This is a genomic window from Pseudomonas sp. EA_65y_Pfl2_P78, from assembly GCF_963970495.1.
Lineage (GTDB): Bacteria > Pseudomonadota > Gammaproteobacteria > Pseudomonadales > Pseudomonadaceae > Aquipseudomonas > Aquipseudomonas baetica_A.
On record NZ_CAXAON010000011.1, the window covers coordinates 26717 to 42433 of the forward strand.

At 59.2% G+C, this 15717-nt stretch carries 15 protein-coding genes and 1 pseudogene; 10 read left to right on the top strand and 6 right to left on the bottom strand.

Going from position 1 to position 15717, the window contains the following annotated elements; genetic code table 11:
• Positions 1-55: 55 nt before the first annotated feature.
• Positions 56-310 (bottom strand): annotated as a pseudogene (locus AACY02_RS11490) (YebG family protein); the annotation flags it as partial.
• Positions 311-596: 286 nt separating this feature from the next.
• Here AACY02_RS11490 and AACY02_RS11495 point away from each other — a divergent pair.
• A complete protein-coding gene (locus AACY02_RS11495; protein WP_339432043.1) occupies positions 597-1097 on the top strand; it encodes a phosphate-starvation-inducible protein PsiE in 501 nt (166 codons plus the stop codon).
• Here the strand turns inward: AACY02_RS11495 and AACY02_RS11500 are convergent.
• Both AACY02_RS11500 and AACY02_RS11505 read right to left on the bottom strand, forming a co-directional pair.
• Positions 1094-1411 carry a DUF3509 domain-containing protein gene (locus tag AACY02_RS11500; protein ID WP_221729982.1) on the bottom strand — a complete coding sequence of 106 codons (318 nt, stop codon included), beginning with the start codon at positions 1409-1411 and terminating at the stop codon, positions 1094-1096. The genes AACY02_RS11495 and AACY02_RS11500 overlap by 4 nt on opposite strands.
• Positions 1412-1669: 258 nt before the next feature.
• The gene (locus AACY02_RS11505) at positions 1670-3046 is read right to left on the bottom strand and encodes an L-serine ammonia-lyase (RefSeq protein WP_339432044.1); all 1377 of its coding nucleotides are present in this window, start codon (positions 3044-3046) and stop codon (positions 1670-1672) included.
• 135 nt (positions 3047-3181) lie between these two features.
• On the opposite strand from AACY02_RS11505, the gene AACY02_RS11510 reads away from it, so the two are divergent.
• The 8 genes from AACY02_RS11510 to AACY02_RS11545 all read left to right on the top strand — a co-directional run bounded on the left by AACY02_RS11510 (position 3182) and on the right by AACY02_RS11545 (position 11372).
• A complete protein-coding gene (locus AACY02_RS11510; RefSeq protein ID WP_339432045.1) occupies positions 3182-4132 on the top strand; it encodes a LysR substrate-binding domain-containing protein in 951 nt (316 codons plus the stop codon).
• Between the two features lie 196 nt (positions 4133-4328).
• Positions 4329-4733, top strand: a complete 405-nt coding sequence (locus AACY02_RS11515; protein WP_221729979.1) for an HPF/RaiA family ribosome-associated protein — start codon at positions 4329-4331, stop codon at positions 4731-4733.
• A 226-nt stretch (positions 4734-4959) separates the two neighbouring features.
• Positions 4960-5265, top strand: coding sequence for a DUF3649 domain-containing protein (locus AACY02_RS11520; RefSeq protein WP_339432046.1), 306 nt, complete (start codon positions 4960-4962; stop codon positions 5263-5265).
• Positions 5262-6848 (top strand): PepSY-associated TM helix domain-containing protein, encoded by a 1587-nt coding sequence (locus tag AACY02_RS11525; protein WP_339432047.1) that lies wholly within the window; start codon positions 5262-5264, stop codon positions 6846-6848. Before AACY02_RS11520 ends, AACY02_RS11525 begins: the two co-directional genes overlap by 4 nt.
• A complete protein-coding gene (locus AACY02_RS11530) occupies positions 6848-7174 on the top strand; it encodes a DUF3325 domain-containing protein (RefSeq protein WP_221729976.1) in 327 nt (108 codons plus the stop codon). The genes AACY02_RS11525 and AACY02_RS11530 overlap by 1 nt, the downstream gene beginning before the upstream one ends.
• Position 7175: 1 nt before the next feature.
• The gene (locus AACY02_RS11535) at positions 7176-7742 is read left to right on the top strand and encodes an RNA polymerase sigma factor (protein WP_221729975.1); all 567 of its coding nucleotides are present in this window, start codon (positions 7176-7178) and stop codon (positions 7740-7742) included.
• Entirely contained in the window at positions 7739-8728 is a 990-nt protein-coding gene (locus tag AACY02_RS11540; RefSeq protein WP_339432048.1) for a FecR family protein, read from the top strand. Before AACY02_RS11535 ends, AACY02_RS11540 begins: the two co-directional genes overlap by 4 nt.
• A 214-nt stretch (positions 8729-8942) precedes the next feature.
• A complete protein-coding gene (locus tag AACY02_RS11545; protein ID WP_339432049.1) occupies positions 8943-11372 on the top strand; it encodes a TonB-dependent siderophore receptor in 2430 nt (809 codons plus the stop codon).
• Positions 11373-11492: 120 nt separating this feature from the next.
• Here AACY02_RS11545 and AACY02_RS11550 read toward each other — a convergent pair whose 3' ends face one another.
• Positions 11493-12368 (bottom strand): AraC family transcriptional regulator, encoded by an 876-nt coding sequence (locus tag AACY02_RS11550; protein WP_339432050.1) that lies wholly within the window; start codon positions 12366-12368, stop codon positions 11493-11495.
• Between the two features lie 139 nt (positions 12369-12507).
• Here AACY02_RS11550 and AACY02_RS11555 point away from each other — a divergent pair, with 139 nt between their 5' ends.
• A complete protein-coding gene (locus tag AACY02_RS11555) occupies positions 12508-13410 on the top strand; it encodes a DMT family transporter (protein ID WP_339432051.1) in 903 nt (300 codons plus the stop codon).
• Between the two features lie 20 nt (positions 13411-13430).
• Here AACY02_RS11555 and AACY02_RS11560 read toward each other — a convergent pair whose 3' ends face one another.
• Positions 13431-13940 carry a DUF2165 family protein gene (locus AACY02_RS11560; RefSeq protein ID WP_339432052.1) on the bottom strand — a complete coding sequence of 170 codons (510 nt, stop codon included), beginning with the start codon at positions 13938-13940 and terminating at the stop codon, positions 13431-13433.
• Positions 13941-14084: 144 nt separating this feature from the next.
• Entirely contained in the window at positions 14085-15059 is a 975-nt protein-coding gene (locus AACY02_RS11565; protein ID WP_339432053.1) for a 2-hydroxyacid dehydrogenase, read from the bottom strand.
• Positions 15060-15717: the final 658 nt, after the last annotated feature.

Here is a 15717-nt window from a genome sequence, read left to right on the forward strand (position 1 = left end):
CCGGTTTCAACGGCGCTTCGGCAGATTCCTCTGCCTCGGCCTTCTCGACCGGCTCAGCCGGTGCATTGATCAGCTCCGAGAGTGCATCAGGCTGGTTCTTGAACGCCCGGGCGAACACATCGCGGTTCTTCGCCATGTAGATCCCGGCTTCTTCCACTTGCTGCTCAGTCATGGACGGAACGGCTTTTTGCAACACATCGGCCAGATATTCGGCCAGTTCGAGCATTTTGTCATGACGGTCAGCTTCGGCTTTATCCATGAACAAGCGCTCCAGATCTCGGCTGCTGCGGTATACCACTTCGACGGCCATTCACCACCTCACATGCCTTCACGTTAAGTTGTCTTCACGACTACTGTATCCATATACAGCGAAAAGGATAAGCGAATCCCTGCGCCATGGGTAGTGGCTTTTCAATGTAGACCGAATTCAGGGTTTGTCAGCCTTGCGCAGGCACTGCGACGAAACGCCACGGCGCGCGCTTCGTGGCACCTCGCCATGATGGCGTGGCCTCTTTTCTGCATGAAACCCAAAGCATGCAGAAAAACGTCATGTCCAACACGCATCATCCGCTCGAATCGGGCTAAGGAACATCATCGTGAAAATCAACTGGGCCGAGAAACTGCGGCAAAACGTGCATCAACTGGCCGAGTCCCTGGGCAACCTGTTCGTCGAAACTTTCCACTACCTGGCGCTGTTCGCCATCGGGGCGGTGACGGCGTGGGCGGCGGTGATGGAGTTTCTCGGGATGCTCGAAGAGGGGCATATCAAGATTGATGACATTCTGTTGCTGTTCATCTATCTGGAACTGGGCGCGATGGTCGGGATTTACTTCAAGACCAACCACATGCCGGTGCGCTTTCTGATCTACGTGGCGATCACCGCACTGACCCGTCTGCTGATCTCCAACGTCTCGCACCACAACCCTCCGGACATGGGCATCATCTACCTGTGCGGCGGGATTTTGCTGCTGGCGTTTTCGATTCTGGTGGTGCGTTACGCCTCGTCGCAATTTCCTTCGGTGAAAATCGACAAGCCGCAACGCAAGCTCGGAGCAGGTTCCGGTGAACACCCTGAGATCGAGAAGGGCGAGCTTTAAAGCCCGGCAGCCTGCCGAGGCTCACCGCTGATTCGCTGCGGTGGCGGGGTCAGGCCGTCGCCGCTGGTCATCGCTTCAAGGATCGCCATGGCACTGTGGCCTTGTTCGATGGCGATGCCGAACTGGATGCTTTGCACCAGACGCTTGAGGCGCTTGGGGTCGTTGCGTTGTTCGGTGCTGATCATGCGTTTGGCCACGATGCGGCCGCTGTTGGACAGGGTCAGCATGATGCTGCCATCCAGGCCCTGAATGCTCAGGTTGATCTGATAGTCCGGCGCGAAGGCATCGGTAATGATCTGAAAAGGATTGTCCATGATGCGTCACCGCCTGATTGAACGTGCAGTTGTTGACCGGCCGCGATCGGGTTGGTTCGCCCATCCAGACCACCGGCCATTCCGTGGCCATTTCGCCATATCGCTTTATGCAAGTGCTGTAGCAAGGGCTATGCCGGAATAATTGTCGAATAATGAACACGGACAAAAACAAGGCGAGCCATGGGCTCGCCTTGTTCATTGACGTCCTGTTTCAGGGCAGGAACGCGTCGATGATCGCTGACAGTGCAGTCAGGCTGATCAGCATTCCACCCAGTTCACCGCCAGGCCACCCCGTGAAGTCTCTTTGTATTTGTCGTGCATGTCGGCGCCGGTATCGCGCATGGTGCGGATCACCCGGTCGAGGGAAATGAAGTGGTTACCGTCACCGCGCAGGGCCATTTGCGTGGCGTTGATCGCCTTCACTGCGGCGATGGCGTTGCGCTCGATACAGGGCACTTGCACCAGCCCGCCGACCGGATCGCAGGTCAGGCCCAGGTTGTGTTCGAGGCCGATCTCGGCGGCGTTCTCCAGTTGCTCCGGGGTGGCGCCGAGCACGTCGGCCAGGCCGGCAGCGGCCATCGCGCAGGCGGAACCGACCTCGCCCTGACAGCCGACTTCGGCGCCGGAAATCGAGGCGTTTTTCTTACACAAAATGCCGACAGCGGCGGCGCTCAGGAAGAAAACGACGACGTCATCGTCGGACGCGTCCGGGTTGAATTTCATGTAGTAGTGCAGAACCGCAGGAATGATCCCGGCGGCGCCGTTGGTCGGTGCGGTAACCATGCGCCCGCCCGCGGCGTTTTCTTCGTTGACGGCGAGGGCGAACAGGTTGACCCACTCCATCGCCGACAGCGTCGAGCTGATGACATTCGGTTTGCCGATTTCCAGCAGACTACGGTGCAGTTTTGCCGCGCGGCGCGGCACATTGAGACCGCCGGGCAACAGGCCTTCGTGGCGCAGGCCTTGCTCGACGCATTCGCGCATCACCGACCAGATGTGCAGCAGGCCCTGACGAATTTCGGTGTCGCTGCGCCAGGCCCGTTCATTGGCCATCATCAGCTCGAAAACCCGCAGGTTGTGCTGCTTGCACAGCGACAACAGTTCGGCGGCGCTGGAAAAGTCGTACGGCAATACCACGTCGCTGGCCGGCGCCACGCCGGATTCGGCTTCTGCCGCTTCGATGATGAAACCGCCACCGACCGAGTAGTACGTTTGCGTAAACAGTGCAGCGCTTTCGCCAAAGGCTGTCAGGGACATGGCGTTGGGATGGTAGGGCAGGCTCTCGTCGAGCAGCAGGAGATCGCGTTGCCAGTTGAAGGCAATTGACCGCTGGCCGGCGAGGGACAGTTGGCCGGTCTCGCGCAGTTGCTGGATGCGCGGGTCGATGGTCGACGGATCGATGCTGTCCGGCCACTCGCCCATCAGGCCCATGACCGTGGCGCGGTCGGTGGCGTGGCCGACGCCTGTGGCGGACAACGAACCGTACAAGCGGATTTCCACGCGTTGCACATCGTTGAGCCAATGCTCGTCGATCAGTGCCTGAGTGAAGGTTGCAGCAGCGCGCATCGGGCCGACGGTGTGGGAACTGGACGGGCCGATGCCGACTTTGAATAGATCGAAAACACTGATAGCCATGCTAAAGCCTTACAAGCAATGGTGTAGGAATCGCTGCCATTTTTTGTAGGCCAAGCGCAAGGTCGGCGATACTGCCTACCTCGGTCTTGTGTGACCAACGAAATTTCCTAAGACAGCCTTTAGCAGGACTAAACGATGAGTCGTCAATTGCATGCCCAGACTTACGTCTGGCTGCAGGTGTTTTCCTGTGCCGCGCGGCACCTGTCCTTCACTCGCTGTGCAGAAGAACTGCACATCACGCCGGGGGCGGTCAGCCAGCAGATTCGTCAACTGGAGGAGCGTCTTGGTTTGCGTTTGTTTCATCGTCGTGCGCGAGGGGTGGAACTGAGCGCCGAAGGGCAGCGGTTGGCGATGACGGTCAACGAGGCCTACGGCAGCATCGACGCCGAATTGCGGCGCCTGGATGCGGGGATGATCAGTGGGGTTTTGCGGCTGCGTTCGATTCCGTCGTTCCTCAGCAAATGGCTGACGCCGCGCCTGCCACGCTTGCAGCAACGATACCCGGACATCCAGTTGCGGCTGGTGGCTGAAGACAGCAGTGTGCCGCTGCACGAGGGCGATTTCGATCTGGCGATCGATCTGAACGACGGCAGTTACCCGGGATTGTTATCCACAGCCTTGCTCGATGAGCAGATTTTCCCGGTGTGCGCGCCGAGCCTGCTGCGCGGGCGTCCGCCGCTGCATGGGCCGGCGGATCTGGGGCATTTTCCGTTGCTGCACGACATCACCGCCTGGCGCGGCAGTTATGAATATGCGGAATGGGAGTTTTATTTGAACGCGATCGGCTTCGAGGGCGCGGACGTGCGACGAGGGCATACCTTCAATCGCAACCACCTGACCATCGAAGCGGCCATCGCCGGTATGGGGGTGGCGATTGCCCGGCGCACGCTGCTCAACGATGAGCTGGAGCGGGGCACGTTGATGGTGCCGTTCGGGCTGTCGGTGCCCAATCACAAACGTTACATGTTGCTGTATGCGCCGGGGGCGTTGAGCCATCCTGGCGTGCGTGCAGTGCACGATTGGCTGGTGGAGGAGGCGGGGATTTTTCGCAGTTTGCACCCGTTGAACGAGGGCAATTGTGAGTAAATCTTGCAGGATGACGAGTCGACCCAACTCCCGACATTACCAGTGACTTGCTCGGTTGTCCGGCTTTTTTTGCGAATGAATATTTATCTTTTTTCAGGGGTTGAAATGTTCGTCAGTCGGGCCGATTGTTGTAATCAAGGGGTCACGAAATCCTGATCAAGGCCTCTTGCGAGCTAGCTGAAATAAGGGATGAACTATGCAAATCCAAGTCAACAGTGATAACCATATTCAAAGCAGTAAACGACTGGAGGAGTGGGTACGTACAACCATTGAGAGCACGCTCGACCGTTATGAAGAAGACCTGACCCGTGTCGAAGTCCATCTGAGCGACGAGAACGGTGACAAACCTGGTCCCCATGACATGCGCTGCCAACTGGAGGCGCGGCCAAAAGGCCATCAACCGATTTCCGTCACCCATAAAGCCGATACGCTGGAACAAGCGATCGATGGTGCAGCCGAAAAACTGGAGCATGCGCTGGATCACCTTTTCGGCAAACTGCGGGGCAAACCACGCGCTGCTGTGGTGCCATTTAGCAAGGCGAATGACGCACTGCTGGAGGAAGAATTTCTTGAGAATGAACAGGCAGCGATCAACAGTTGATACGCTGATTTTTTAAGCCATCCCCAGAAAACGGGCCTGCGAAAGCAGGCCCGTTTTGTTTTCAGCGCATTTTGCCAAGGCAAGCCACGGCCCGGCTTGCCAATTGAACGGGTAAAACCCTGCGCCGGCAATCAGATGCTTTTGCGTATGAGAATATTTATCATTAGTATTGCTCGCCTGTTGGTTCGGCTTGTCGGCCGAGCGTTTTCCGTTTCAGGGTCGAAACATGAAAGGCAAACTTGCCACTCTCCCCATGTCCTATCGTCTGGCCGTTACCTCACGGGTGTTGGCCGCGGTGTTCGGCGGCTATCTGGTTGCGGCGCTGGCCAGCGTGACCTTGACGATGTGGCTGCCACTGAGCCGTGCTGAAGCCGTGGTCACCGGCATGACCCTCTCGTTTCTGGTCTATCTGGTCGCTGTGCTCTGGTGCTTTGCCTGTCGCACGGCGTGGTCGGCATGGGTTGGCTTGCTGGTGCCGAGCGTGATTCTGGCGACCATTTGCGGCGCGGCACGTGGGTTGGGTTTTGCATGAAAGAGGGTTTTCGTCAGGCCATGGCCTGGCTGCACACGTGGGCCGGACTGCTGTTCGGCTGGCTGTTGTTCGCGATTTTTCTGACGGGAACCCTGGCTTATTTCAAGGATGAAATCAGTCACTGGATGCAGCCGGAAATCCCCGCGCGGCCAATCAATGCCGAGGCAAGCCTGAGCCTGGCCCAGGATTATCTGCAACAACACGCTGCGGGTGCCTCGCGTTGGCTGATCGACTTGCCCGATGCTCGCGATCCCGGCTTGACCGTGCGCTGGCAGCAGGCACCTGCGAAGCCTGGCGAGCGCGGCCGCTTTGAATCCAAAACCCTCGACGCGCAAACCGGCACCGAAGTGCTGGGCCGCCAAAGCATGGGCGGCGAGTTCTTCTACCGTTTCCACTTCCAGCTACAAATGCCATACCCGTGGGGCCGCTGGCTGGCGACGATCGCCGCGATGGTGATGTTCGTCGCGTTGATCACCGGGATCATCACCCACAAGAAAATCTTCAAGGACTTCTTCACGTTTCGCCCGCGCAAGGGCCAGCGTTCCTGGCTCGACGGACATAACGCCGTGGGCGTGCTGGTGTTGCCGTTTCACTTGATGATCACCTACAGCAGTCTGGTGATTTTCATGTCGATGGTCATGCCCGCGAGCATTAAGGCGTCTTACGGCGGCGACGTGCGGTCGTTTTACGATGAGGTGTTTCCCGCCTCGAAGGCGCCGGAACGGGCCAATATCCCTGCTGCACTGGCACCCATGGCACCCTTGTTGGCCAAGGCCAGTGCGCAATGGTCCGGTGGCCGCACCACGCGGCTAACGGTGAATAACCCAGGGGATGAGAATGCCTCTGTGGTGCTCTCGCGTGCTGGTGACCGTGTGGTGCACGATTTCGGCAGCGCAGTGACCTTCAATGGCGTTACCGGAAAAATGCTCGGGCGCACACCGGCTCAACCCGTGGCGATGGAGGTGAGCGGCACTTTCTATGGTTTGCACATGGGCCACTTTGCCGGGCCGGTGCTGCGCTGGCTGTATTTCATTTGTGGTTTGGCCGGCACGGCGATGATCGGCACTGGGCTGGTGATCTGGCTCGGCAAGCGCCAGCTCAAACACGCCAAAAGCGGTGTTATGCCGTTCGAGTTGCGGCTGGTTGAAGTGCTGAACGTTGCCAGCATGGCAGGGTTGCTGACGGCGGTTGCGGTGTACTTTTTGGCCAATCGGCTGTTGCCAGTGGCTTTGACCGGGCGGGCAGATTGGGAAGTGAATGCGTTTTTCATCGCTTGGGGATTGAGCCTGGCGCATGCGCTATTGCGTGTCGGGCGCAAGGCATGGATCGATCAGCTCGTGCTGGGTGCTGCACTGTTTATGGCGGTGCCGCTGATCAATGCGCTGACCACGCCATGGAATCTCGGCGTAACGCTGAGGCAGGGCGATTGGGCAATGGCCGGGTTTGATCTGACGTGTCTCGCCGCCGGTTTCTTCCTGGCTTGGGCCGCATGGAAAATGCAGCGCGCCGGCAACACCGCCAGCGTTAAAAAAACGCGCCGCGAAACGCTTCGACCGATCACGCTTGAACAAGGGGCGAACTGATGCTGCTGGCGCTGTTGCTGTGTTACGCCGGGTTCACGGCGCTTTGCCTGTCGATGCCTCGACATCACGATGAACTGCTCGGCCACAAACCCTCTGCCCGACGCCGTCGTGGCCTGATGCTGGCGGGAGGGTTGCTGTTGTGTGTATCGCTCTGGGCGGCGGTGACGGCCAACGGCTGGAGTTTCGGTCTGGTCGACTGGGTCGCGGTGTTGATGATCAGTGCGTTGACGCTGGTCCTGTTGCTGCCGTATCGACCGCGACTGGCAATGGCGCTGGCCGGGATGAGCCTGTTGGCCAGTCCGGTTGCCGCATGGGCGCAGGGCTGACGTGTTGATCGGTCTGCCCCCGGAATCTCGCGACGACGAGCCGCGTGGGGCGCGTGCACATTTTCTTCAAGTGTTCCTGTCCCAGCGCTCGCAAATGGAAGCGCTGGTCACTCGCCGTGTCGGTTGCCGGGCGACGGCAGCCGACCTGGTTCAGGATCTGTTTCTGCGTTTCTGGCGGCGTCCGCTGGTGCAGGTGGAAGAACTCAGCACCTACCTGTTGCGCTGCGCCGGCAACATTGCCATTGACCATCTGCGCAGTGAAGGCACGCGGGTGCGCGTCAACGAGGGCTGGCAACCTGAAGAGCCGGACAGCCGGGGCAGCGAACCGCAAGCCGCGCTAGAAGCGGGCAATGATCTGCGTCATGTCGAAGCGGCGTTGCGGGCTTTGCCCGAGCGCACCCGGCAAATCTTTTTGCTCAATCGCATTCACGGGCGCAAGTACGCGCAAATCGCCAAGGCCATGGGCCTGTCCCAAAGTGCCGTCGAAAAACATATGATGCGCGCCCTCGAGGCCTGCAAGGCCAGCCTGCGCGAACCCGCGCCACGCCTGCCAGGGAAAGCACCGTGAACCTTTCAGAGCCCATCATCCCGACCCTTGCGCAGGAACAGGCAGCGTTTGCCTGGCTGAGCCTGTTGCATGATCGGCCTAGCGCTGGCGATCAACTCACGTTCAGCCAATGGCTGCGCGCTGATCCCGCCCACGCCGAGGCCTATGCGCAGGCGCAAGTGGTCTGGGAATTGAGCGAAGGCCCCGCGCGAACATTGGCCGATGAGCAGGCGTTGGCGCTACAGGGCTACCTCAATGCGATGGATCGCCCGCGCCGTTCGCTGCTTTTGCGTGGGGGCGGGGCTTTGGCGATGGCCGCGTGCCTGCTGTTGATGGTCAGCCTCGGTACGGGGTGGCAGCCGCAGCGCTGGTTCGATGATCTGGGCGCTGACTATGTCTCGGCGCCCGGTGAGATTCGCACCGTGACCCTGGCCGATCAATCGCAAGTGACCCTCGATGCCGACAGCGCCATCGCGGTGGACTTCAGCCATGGCGAGCGTCATGTGCAATTGCGTCGCGGTGCCGGTTTTTTCAGCGTCACGCACACTGGCGAGCCGTTTGTGGTCGAGGCCCGCAAGGGCGAGGCGCGGGTGCTCGGCACGCAATTTGAAGTGCGTCTGCAACCCAATGGCGCGCAGGTCACGGTGTTGTCCGGGCGGGTCGGGGTGACGGCAGATCGCGATGGCGAGCAGCAGATTCTTACGGCCGGCCAGCAAGTGGCCTACGGTGAAGGTGCTGCGCAAAAACTCCACGCCGTCGACAGCGAGGCGCAGCTTGCCTGGCGTCAGGGCTGGCTGACTTATTACAAGTCGACGCTGGGCGATGTGGTGGCGGATCTGCGTCGCTATTACCCCGGACGAATTGTGTTGCTCAACGATGAACTGGCGGCGCGCAAGGTCAGTGGCAGTTTTCCGAGCAGGGATGCGCAGGCTGTGCTGAGTTCGCTGCAATCGGTGTTGGGGTTTGAGCAGCATCAGGTGCTCGGGCAACTGATCATTGTGCGTTGAGGTCACTGGCCTCTTCGGGAGCAAGCCCCCTTCCCACAATTTGAAATGTGGTGCCCTTGTGGGAGGGGCTTGCTCCCGAGGGCGTCGGCACATACAACACGTCGTCCAAAAATATTTTCAAAATTGTGGTGAGGTAAACCCGAGCCCCATTCGTGTAGTGACTGAAACTGCGAGTCATTCGCATCCGTTGCGGTTCTACACAGGTCATTGAGCAATGAAGTCCAGGGCAAAGTCGGGTTCGGTCAAACAGTGGTTCGGTGCGTCGGCGTTGAGTTTTTCGGCATTGGCGTTGTTGCCGATGAGCGTGGCGCTCGCCGCTGAAACCGCCAGCAGTCAGGCGCAAAAGCAGTTCAGTTTCTCCCTGGCCGCCCAACCGCTGCCGCAAGCCCTGAGCGATTTCAGCCGTGTCACCGGGCAGAGTGTGGTTTACACCGATGAAGCGCCCTACGGCCTGAACGCTCCGGCGGTCAACGGCCAGATGAGTGCCGAGCAAGCCTTGCAGCAAATGCTCACCGGTTCCGGCTTGAACTGGCGCCGCACCGACAGCCACACCCTGGTGCTTGAACCGCAACCCACTGCCAGTGCGTTGAACCTCGGCGCCACCACGATCACGTCGGTGCGCGACGAGTCGATGAGCTACCAGCCGCCGCAAACCAGTTCGGTGATGCGTTCTTCGGCGTCGCTTCAGGAAATCCCGCAGACCGTCAACGTCATCCCGGCCCAGGTCATTCGCGATCAGGCGCCACGCAATCTCGACGATGCGCTGGCTAATGTCAGTGGCATCACCCAGGGCAACACCTTGGGCAGCACTCAGGACTCAGTGATGACCCGGGGTTTCGGTGACAACCGCAACGGCTCGATCATGCGCGACGGTATGCCGTTGGTGCAGGGCCGAGGCATGAACGCCACCGTGGACCGGGTTGAAGTGCTCAAGGGGCCGGCGTCATTGCTCTACGGGATTCAGGACCCGGGCGGTGTGGTCAACATGGTCAGCAAGAAGCCTGAGCTGACTCAGTACAACGCCCTGACCCTGCGCGGCTCGACCTACGGCGAAGGCAAGAATGGCAGCGGTGGCACCTTCGACAGCACGGGTGCGCTGGGCGAGTCCGGCCTGGCGTATCGTCTGGTGATCGATCACGAAGACGAGGATTACTGGCGCAACTTCGGCACCCACCGCGAAACCCTGATCGCCCCGTCGCTCGCCTGGTTCGGCGAACGGACCAAGCTGTCCTTCGGCTACGAGCATCGTGAATTTCTCACGCCGTTCGATCGTGGCACGGTCATCGATCCACGCACCAACCACCCGCTGAACATCTCGCGCAAGGAGCGTCTCGACGAGCCGTTCAACGATATGGAAGGGCGTTCGGACTTGTATCACGTCGAAGCCGATCACGAACTCAACGACGACTGGAAAGCCCACTTTGGCTACAGCTGGAACCGCGAAACCTACGACGCCAGCCAAGTCCGTGTCACAGCGATCGACACCAACAAAGGCACGCTGACCCGCAACATGGATGGCACGCGCAACGCGATCACCACCGACCGTTTCACCACGGCCAGCCTCGAAGGCAAGGTCAACGTGCTGGGCATGCAGCATGACCTGGTGTTTGGCGTCGATGACGAGTACCGCAAGATCTACCGTGCTGACCTGATCCGCCAGAAAAGCCTGAGCACCTTCAGCTACGTCAACCCGGTGTATGGCCGTGAAGTCGAAGGCACCACGGTCAGCGCGGCGGACAGCGCGCAGACCGATCTGCTGCGCAGCGACTCGGTGTTTTTGCAGGACTCGATCCACCTTGATGACCAGTGGATTCTGGTCGCCGGTGCTCGTTTTCAGGCGTACGACCAGTACGCTGGCAAAGGCGTGCCATTCAAGGCCAACACCGACAGCAATGGCCAGAAATGGGTGCCGCGCGCAGGTCTGGTGTATCGCTACACCGATGAGCTGTCGTTCTATGGCAGCTACACCGAATCGTTCAAACCCAACTCGACCATCGCCCCGCTGAGCGGCAGCAGCACCGTGCTCGACGGCAGCATTGCGCCGGAAGAGGCCAAGTCGTGGGAGCTGGGCGCACGGCTGGACATGCCGGGGCGCATCACCGGCAACATCGCGCTGTTCGATATCAAAAAACGCAACGTGCTGGTCGCCAACTCTGAAGGCCCGACGACGATTTACAGCGCTGCCGGTGAAGTACGTTCGCGGGGTCTTGAAATGGATTTGACCGGCCAACTCAGCGACCGCTGGAGCCTGATCGGCAGCTACGCCTACACCGATGCCGAAGTGACCGAGGACCCGACCTACAAGGGCAAACGTCTGCAGAACGTGGCGAAAAACAGCGGCTCATTCTCGGCGGTGTATGACTTCGGCAGTGTGATCGGTGGCGATCAATTGCGCGTGGGTGCCGGGGCGCGGTATGTCGGCGAGAGAGCGGGTAACGCGGTGAATGATTTCGACCTGCCGAGCTACACCGTGGCCGATGCCTTTGCGACTTACGACACCAAGGTAGAAGGGCAGAAGGTCAAATTTCAGCTCAATGTGAAGAACCTGTTTGATCGCACGTATTACACCTCGTCGGCGAGCCGGTTCTTTGTGTCCATGGGGGATTCGCGGCAGGTATCGTTGTCGAGCACCCTGGAGTTCTGACCTGAAACCGCGTCATCGTTCTTCGCGAGCAAGCCAGATTTCACAGGAGGGAATACATTTCCAAGTGTGGGAGCGGGCTTGCTCGCGAAGGGGCCATGACAGGCGATAAAGACTTTGGCACTAACGCAAAAACGCCTGCCGATACTCCCCGGGCGTCCCGCCCGAAATCTGCCGGAACCGATTGGCGAAATGACTGGCGCTGGCAAACCCGCACGCCAGCGCAATCTCACCCAACGGCAACGTTGTATTGCGCAGCCATTCCCGCGCCCGGCTCAGACGTCGCGCCAACACGTACTGATGCGGTGGCAGTCCGAAACTCACGCGAAACATCCGTGCAAAGTGGTACTCCGACAGGGCACACAACCCGGCCAATTGCCCAAGGCTGATGGGCTCGGCCAACTGCGCATCAATGAACTCCACCAATTGTCGGCGCTGGTGCGGCGCCAGCCCGCCCTTGAGGCGCAAGCCCTGACGAACACCAACCTGACTGAGCAAGGTATGGCTGATCAATTCATGAGCAAGGCTACTGGTCAGCAAACGTTCGGCGGGTTCGTCCCAGTTCAGCGTCAGTAACTGTCGGAAACGTTGCGCCTGGTGTGGGTCTTCAAGAAAGGTCTGCTCGCGCAACTGCATCTGTCGCGGTTCGCGATCAAGCAAGGTGATGCAACCAAGGGCAAATTGTTCAGCGCTGAAATACAAGTGTGCCAGGCGGATATCGCCGTTGATGACCCAGCCCGATTCGTGATCGGCCGGCAGGATGCACAACTTGTCCGGGCCACCTTTGTGCCCCGGTTGACCGCGGCGAAATGTGCCGGTGCCACCGGCGATGTAGCACGACAGGGTGTGATGACTCGGTGCTTCGTATTCCTGGGCGTCGTGGTGGTTGGTCCACAGGGCCGCAGACAAACCGTCGCCGAGCTCGGCGCTGTGCAGCAGGCGAGAGTTCGGCGAGCGGTTAAGCGCCTGGAAGACTTGCAGGTTATCGATGGCGGACATGATCGGTTCTCTTCAACGCCTTGCATCGTACTCCGTAGCCGTCCCGCTGCCAGCCGGCCGCCCGACAAAAGCGCAAGTTTATGCAAGCGCTTGTCACCTGCCGCAACTGACACTCAAGGCCTATCTAGGAGTGTTTACCATGAACCTGTCGTTGTATCTGCTGACGGTGCTGATCTGGGGCACCACATGGATTGCCTTGAAATGGCAATTGGGTGTGGTGGCGATCCCGGTGTCGATCGTCTACCGCTTTGGACTCGCCGCGCTGGTGTTGTTCGTGCTGTTGCTGTTGAGTCGTCGACTGCAACCCATGAACCGGCGCGGCCATTTGATCTGCGTGGCCCAGGGCTTGTGTCTGTTTTGCATCAATTTCATGTGCTTTCTCACCGCCAGTCAGTGGATTCCCAGCGGCTTGGTGGCGGTGGTGTTTTCTACCGCCACGCTATGGAACGCGCTCAATGCAAGGGTGTTTTTCGGTCAGCGTATTGCCCCAAACGTGCTGATGGGCGGTGCGCTGGGCCTGTTCGGGTTGGGCATGTTGTTCTGGCCGGAGTTGGCCGGTCATCACGCCAGTCCGCAAACCTTGCTCGGCTTGGGGCTGGCGCTGTGCGGCACCTTGTGTTTCTCGGCGGGCAACATGCTGTCGAGCCTGCAACAAAAGGCGGGTCTCAAGCCGCTGACCACCAACGCCTGGGGCATGGCCTACGGCGCGGCGATGTTGTCGGTGTGGTGCCTGGTCAAAGGCATTCCATTCAACATGGACGGGTCGCCGCGTTATGTAGGGGCTCTGCTGTATCTGGTGATACCGGGTTCGGTCATCGGTTTCACGGCGTATCTGACGCTGGTCGGGCGCATGGGGCCGGAGCGCGCCGCGTACTGTACGGTGCTGTTCCCGGTGGTGGCGTTGAACGTCTCCGCGTTTGCCGAAGGGTATCAGTGGACGGCGCCGGCGCTGTTCGGACTGGTGTTAGTGATGCTGGGCAACGTGCTGGTGTTTCGCAAACCGAAAGCGGTGGCGCCGCCGATGTCGGGAAAGTTGGTTTGAAATAAAACGAGCGCTGAACTTCAGCGCTCGACTTTCAAGGTGATGTAAATCATGACAGGGAAGATGAAGTCAACGATATGCCGTGCCCAGTCCTTGGCATTCCATGATTGCGAAGTGTCCATGTCAAACCATTCCACCCCCACGGTTTGCAGGCACACGTAATAAATGAATATTGCCGCGAGGATGCCCATGATCGAGAACTTTTTTGCCTCGTGGAATATTTCGGCGGAGGCGTTGATGTTGCGATAGAGCTGATAGGTGCCTATCAGGCACAACACTGTATACGTGACTTCCAGGGTGATAATGAACCAGTAGATCCGGTGATGAATCATCGGCGACTCGATGGCTCGATACTTGATGGTGTCACTGGCAGTGGTGGTGTCCATGCTCAGGATGTGCGCCACGTAAGTGTAGTTTGAATCATAGTCGGTGAAGTTGTGAGTCATCACCAGTAGGCCAAAGAAACTGATGTAAGCCATCAATATAACTTTGCTGTAACGGATAAGTCTGTCGGTGGTCAGGGCGTTCAAGGTTTTAGCTCTCCATTGCATTGTCGATTATTCGACAATTCGGAGAGCTTATAATTTTGTTGTTTAATTAGGTTTGTTGTTCAATTTCAAGTTGTGTATTAAACCAACTAACGGGCAAGTGCCATGGCGCACTTGCCCGTTTTTTCAGCCACGCCAAACTTGCGGGTTTACCAGGTCTTGCGGGCGTTCGCCGAGCAACGCGCTGCGCAAGTTGGCCAAGGCGCGATTGGCCATGGCTTCGCGGGTTTCATTCGTTGCCGAGCCGATGTGCGGCAGGGTCACGGCATTTTTCAACTGGAACAGGGGCGACTCGGCCAGCGGTTCTTTCTCGTAAACGTCCAGGCCGGCACCGCGAATCCGGTTGTTTTGCAGGGCTTCAATCAGCGCCGGTTCGTCGACTACCGGGCCACGGGAGATGTTGACCAGAATCGCGCTTGGCTTCATCAGGCCCAGTTCGCGATGGCTGATCAGGTGGCGGGTCTTGTCACTGAGCGGAACGACCAGGCAGACGAAATCGGCTTCGGCCAGCAGTTGATCGAGGCTGCGAAATTGTGCGCCGAGTGCTTGTTCAAGTTCGCTCTTGCGGCTGTTGCCGCTGTAGAGGATCGGCATGTTGAAACCGAAGCGACCACGGCGGGCGATAGCGGCGCCGATGTTGCCCATGCCGACGATGCCGAGGGTTTTGCCATGCACGTCGCAGCCAAACAGCGGGGCGCCGACGCTGGCTTGCCATTGCCCGGCCTTGGTCCAGGCGTCGAGTTCGGCGACGCGGCGGGCGCTGCTCATGATCAACGCGAAGGCGAGGTCGGCGGTGCTTTCAGTGAGCACGTCCGGGGTGTTGGTGAGCATGATCCCGCGTTCGTTGAAGTAGTCGAGGTCGTAGTTGTCGTAGCCGACGGAGACGCTGGAGACCACTTCGAGTTTTGTCGCGTTTTCGAGTTGGGTTTTGCCGAGTTTGCGGCCGACGCCGATCAGGCCGTGGGCGTGGGGCAGGGCTTCGTTGAATTGGGCGTTGATGTCACCGGCCTTCGGGTTGGGGACGATGACGTCGAACTCTTGTTGCAGGCGTTCGATCATGGCAGGGGTGATGCGGCTGAAGGCCAGGACTGTTTTTTTCATCGTTTTTGGCTCTTGTTCGGGCTTGATGCCAAGCAAGCTAACATTTTTGTTTTGGGGTGTCTTGGCGGCCTCTGGGCCGACCAGGGTTTGGTGGGTGGGGTGAATATCCGGTTTGTTTGTGATGGCGGCTTGAGGTTTCGCCCTTACGGCGACTCACTTTTTTTTACAAACGCCTAAAAAAAGTAAGCAAAAAAACGCTTGCTCCTACGTGCGGCCCGCTCGCTGGGGCTCGGGGTGCCTTCGCTCCGGGATCGATCCGGGGGCATCGCTTCCGGTTTGCTTCGCTGCACCTCCTTTCGATGTGTTTGGCTGCGCCAAACGGTCGCTGCGCTCCCACCCCCAGATCAATCCCTCCGCTCAGCCTTCCGACGTCGCCCGTGGATCAAGATCAAGAGCTGCAGCCGAGCTAACGCTCATCCTGTTGAGTGGGGCGGCATTCGCCGCGTGCGGGTTGTCCTTGCCTCCTTTGTAGGAGCTGCCGAAGGCTGCGATCTTTTGATCTTGCTGTTGCTTTTGTGTGGAGTTGGCCTGCCAGCGATGGCGGCCTGACAGCCGATCGATTTTTAGCAGGTTGTATGCGATTCACATTGTAGGAGTGAGCCTGCTCGCGATGACGGTGTGTCAGGCACCTACGATGTTGAATGTGAGCCTGCAATCG

Excerpts from the sequence above, each read along its gene's own strand:
- AACY02_RS11550 (WP_339432050.1), bottom strand. The coding sequence starts at position 12,368 with ATGTCCGCCATCGATAACCTGCAAGTCTTCCAGGCGCTTAACCGCTCG.
- AACY02_RS11565 (WP_339432053.1), bottom strand. The coding sequence starts at position 15,059 with ATGAAAAAAACAGTCCTGGCCTTCAGCCGCATCACCCCTGCCATGATC.
- AACY02_RS11505 (WP_339432044.1), bottom strand. The coding sequence starts at position 3,046 with ATGGCTATCAGTGTTTTCGATCTATTCAAAGTCGGCATCGGCCCGTCC.
- AACY02_RS11515 (WP_221729979.1), top strand. The coding sequence starts at position 4,329 with ATGCAAATCCAAGTCAACAGTGATAACCATATTCAAAGCAGTAAACGA.
- AACY02_RS11545 (WP_339432049.1), top strand. The coding sequence starts at position 8,943 with ATGAAGTCCAGGGCAAAGTCGGGTTCGGTCAAACAGTGGTTCGGTGCG.
- AACY02_RS11520 (WP_339432046.1), top strand. The coding sequence starts at position 4,960 with ATGAAAGGCAAACTTGCCACTCTCCCCATGTCCTATCGTCTGGCCGTT.
- AACY02_RS11530 (WP_221729976.1), top strand. The coding sequence starts at position 6,848 with ATGCTGCTGGCGCTGTTGCTGTGTTACGCCGGGTTCACGGCGCTTTGC.
- AACY02_RS11555 (WP_339432051.1), top strand. The coding sequence starts at position 12,508 with ATGAACCTGTCGTTGTATCTGCTGACGGTGCTGATCTGGGGCACCACA.
- AACY02_RS11525 (WP_339432047.1), top strand. The coding sequence starts at position 5,262 with ATGAAAGAGGGTTTTCGTCAGGCCATGGCCTGGCTGCACACGTGGGCC.
- AACY02_RS11500 (WP_221729982.1), bottom strand. The coding sequence starts at position 1,411 with ATGGACAATCCTTTTCAGATCATTACCGATGCCTTCGCGCCGGACTAT.
- AACY02_RS11510 (WP_339432045.1), top strand. The coding sequence starts at position 3,182 with ATGAGTCGTCAATTGCATGCCCAGACTTACGTCTGGCTGCAGGTGTTT.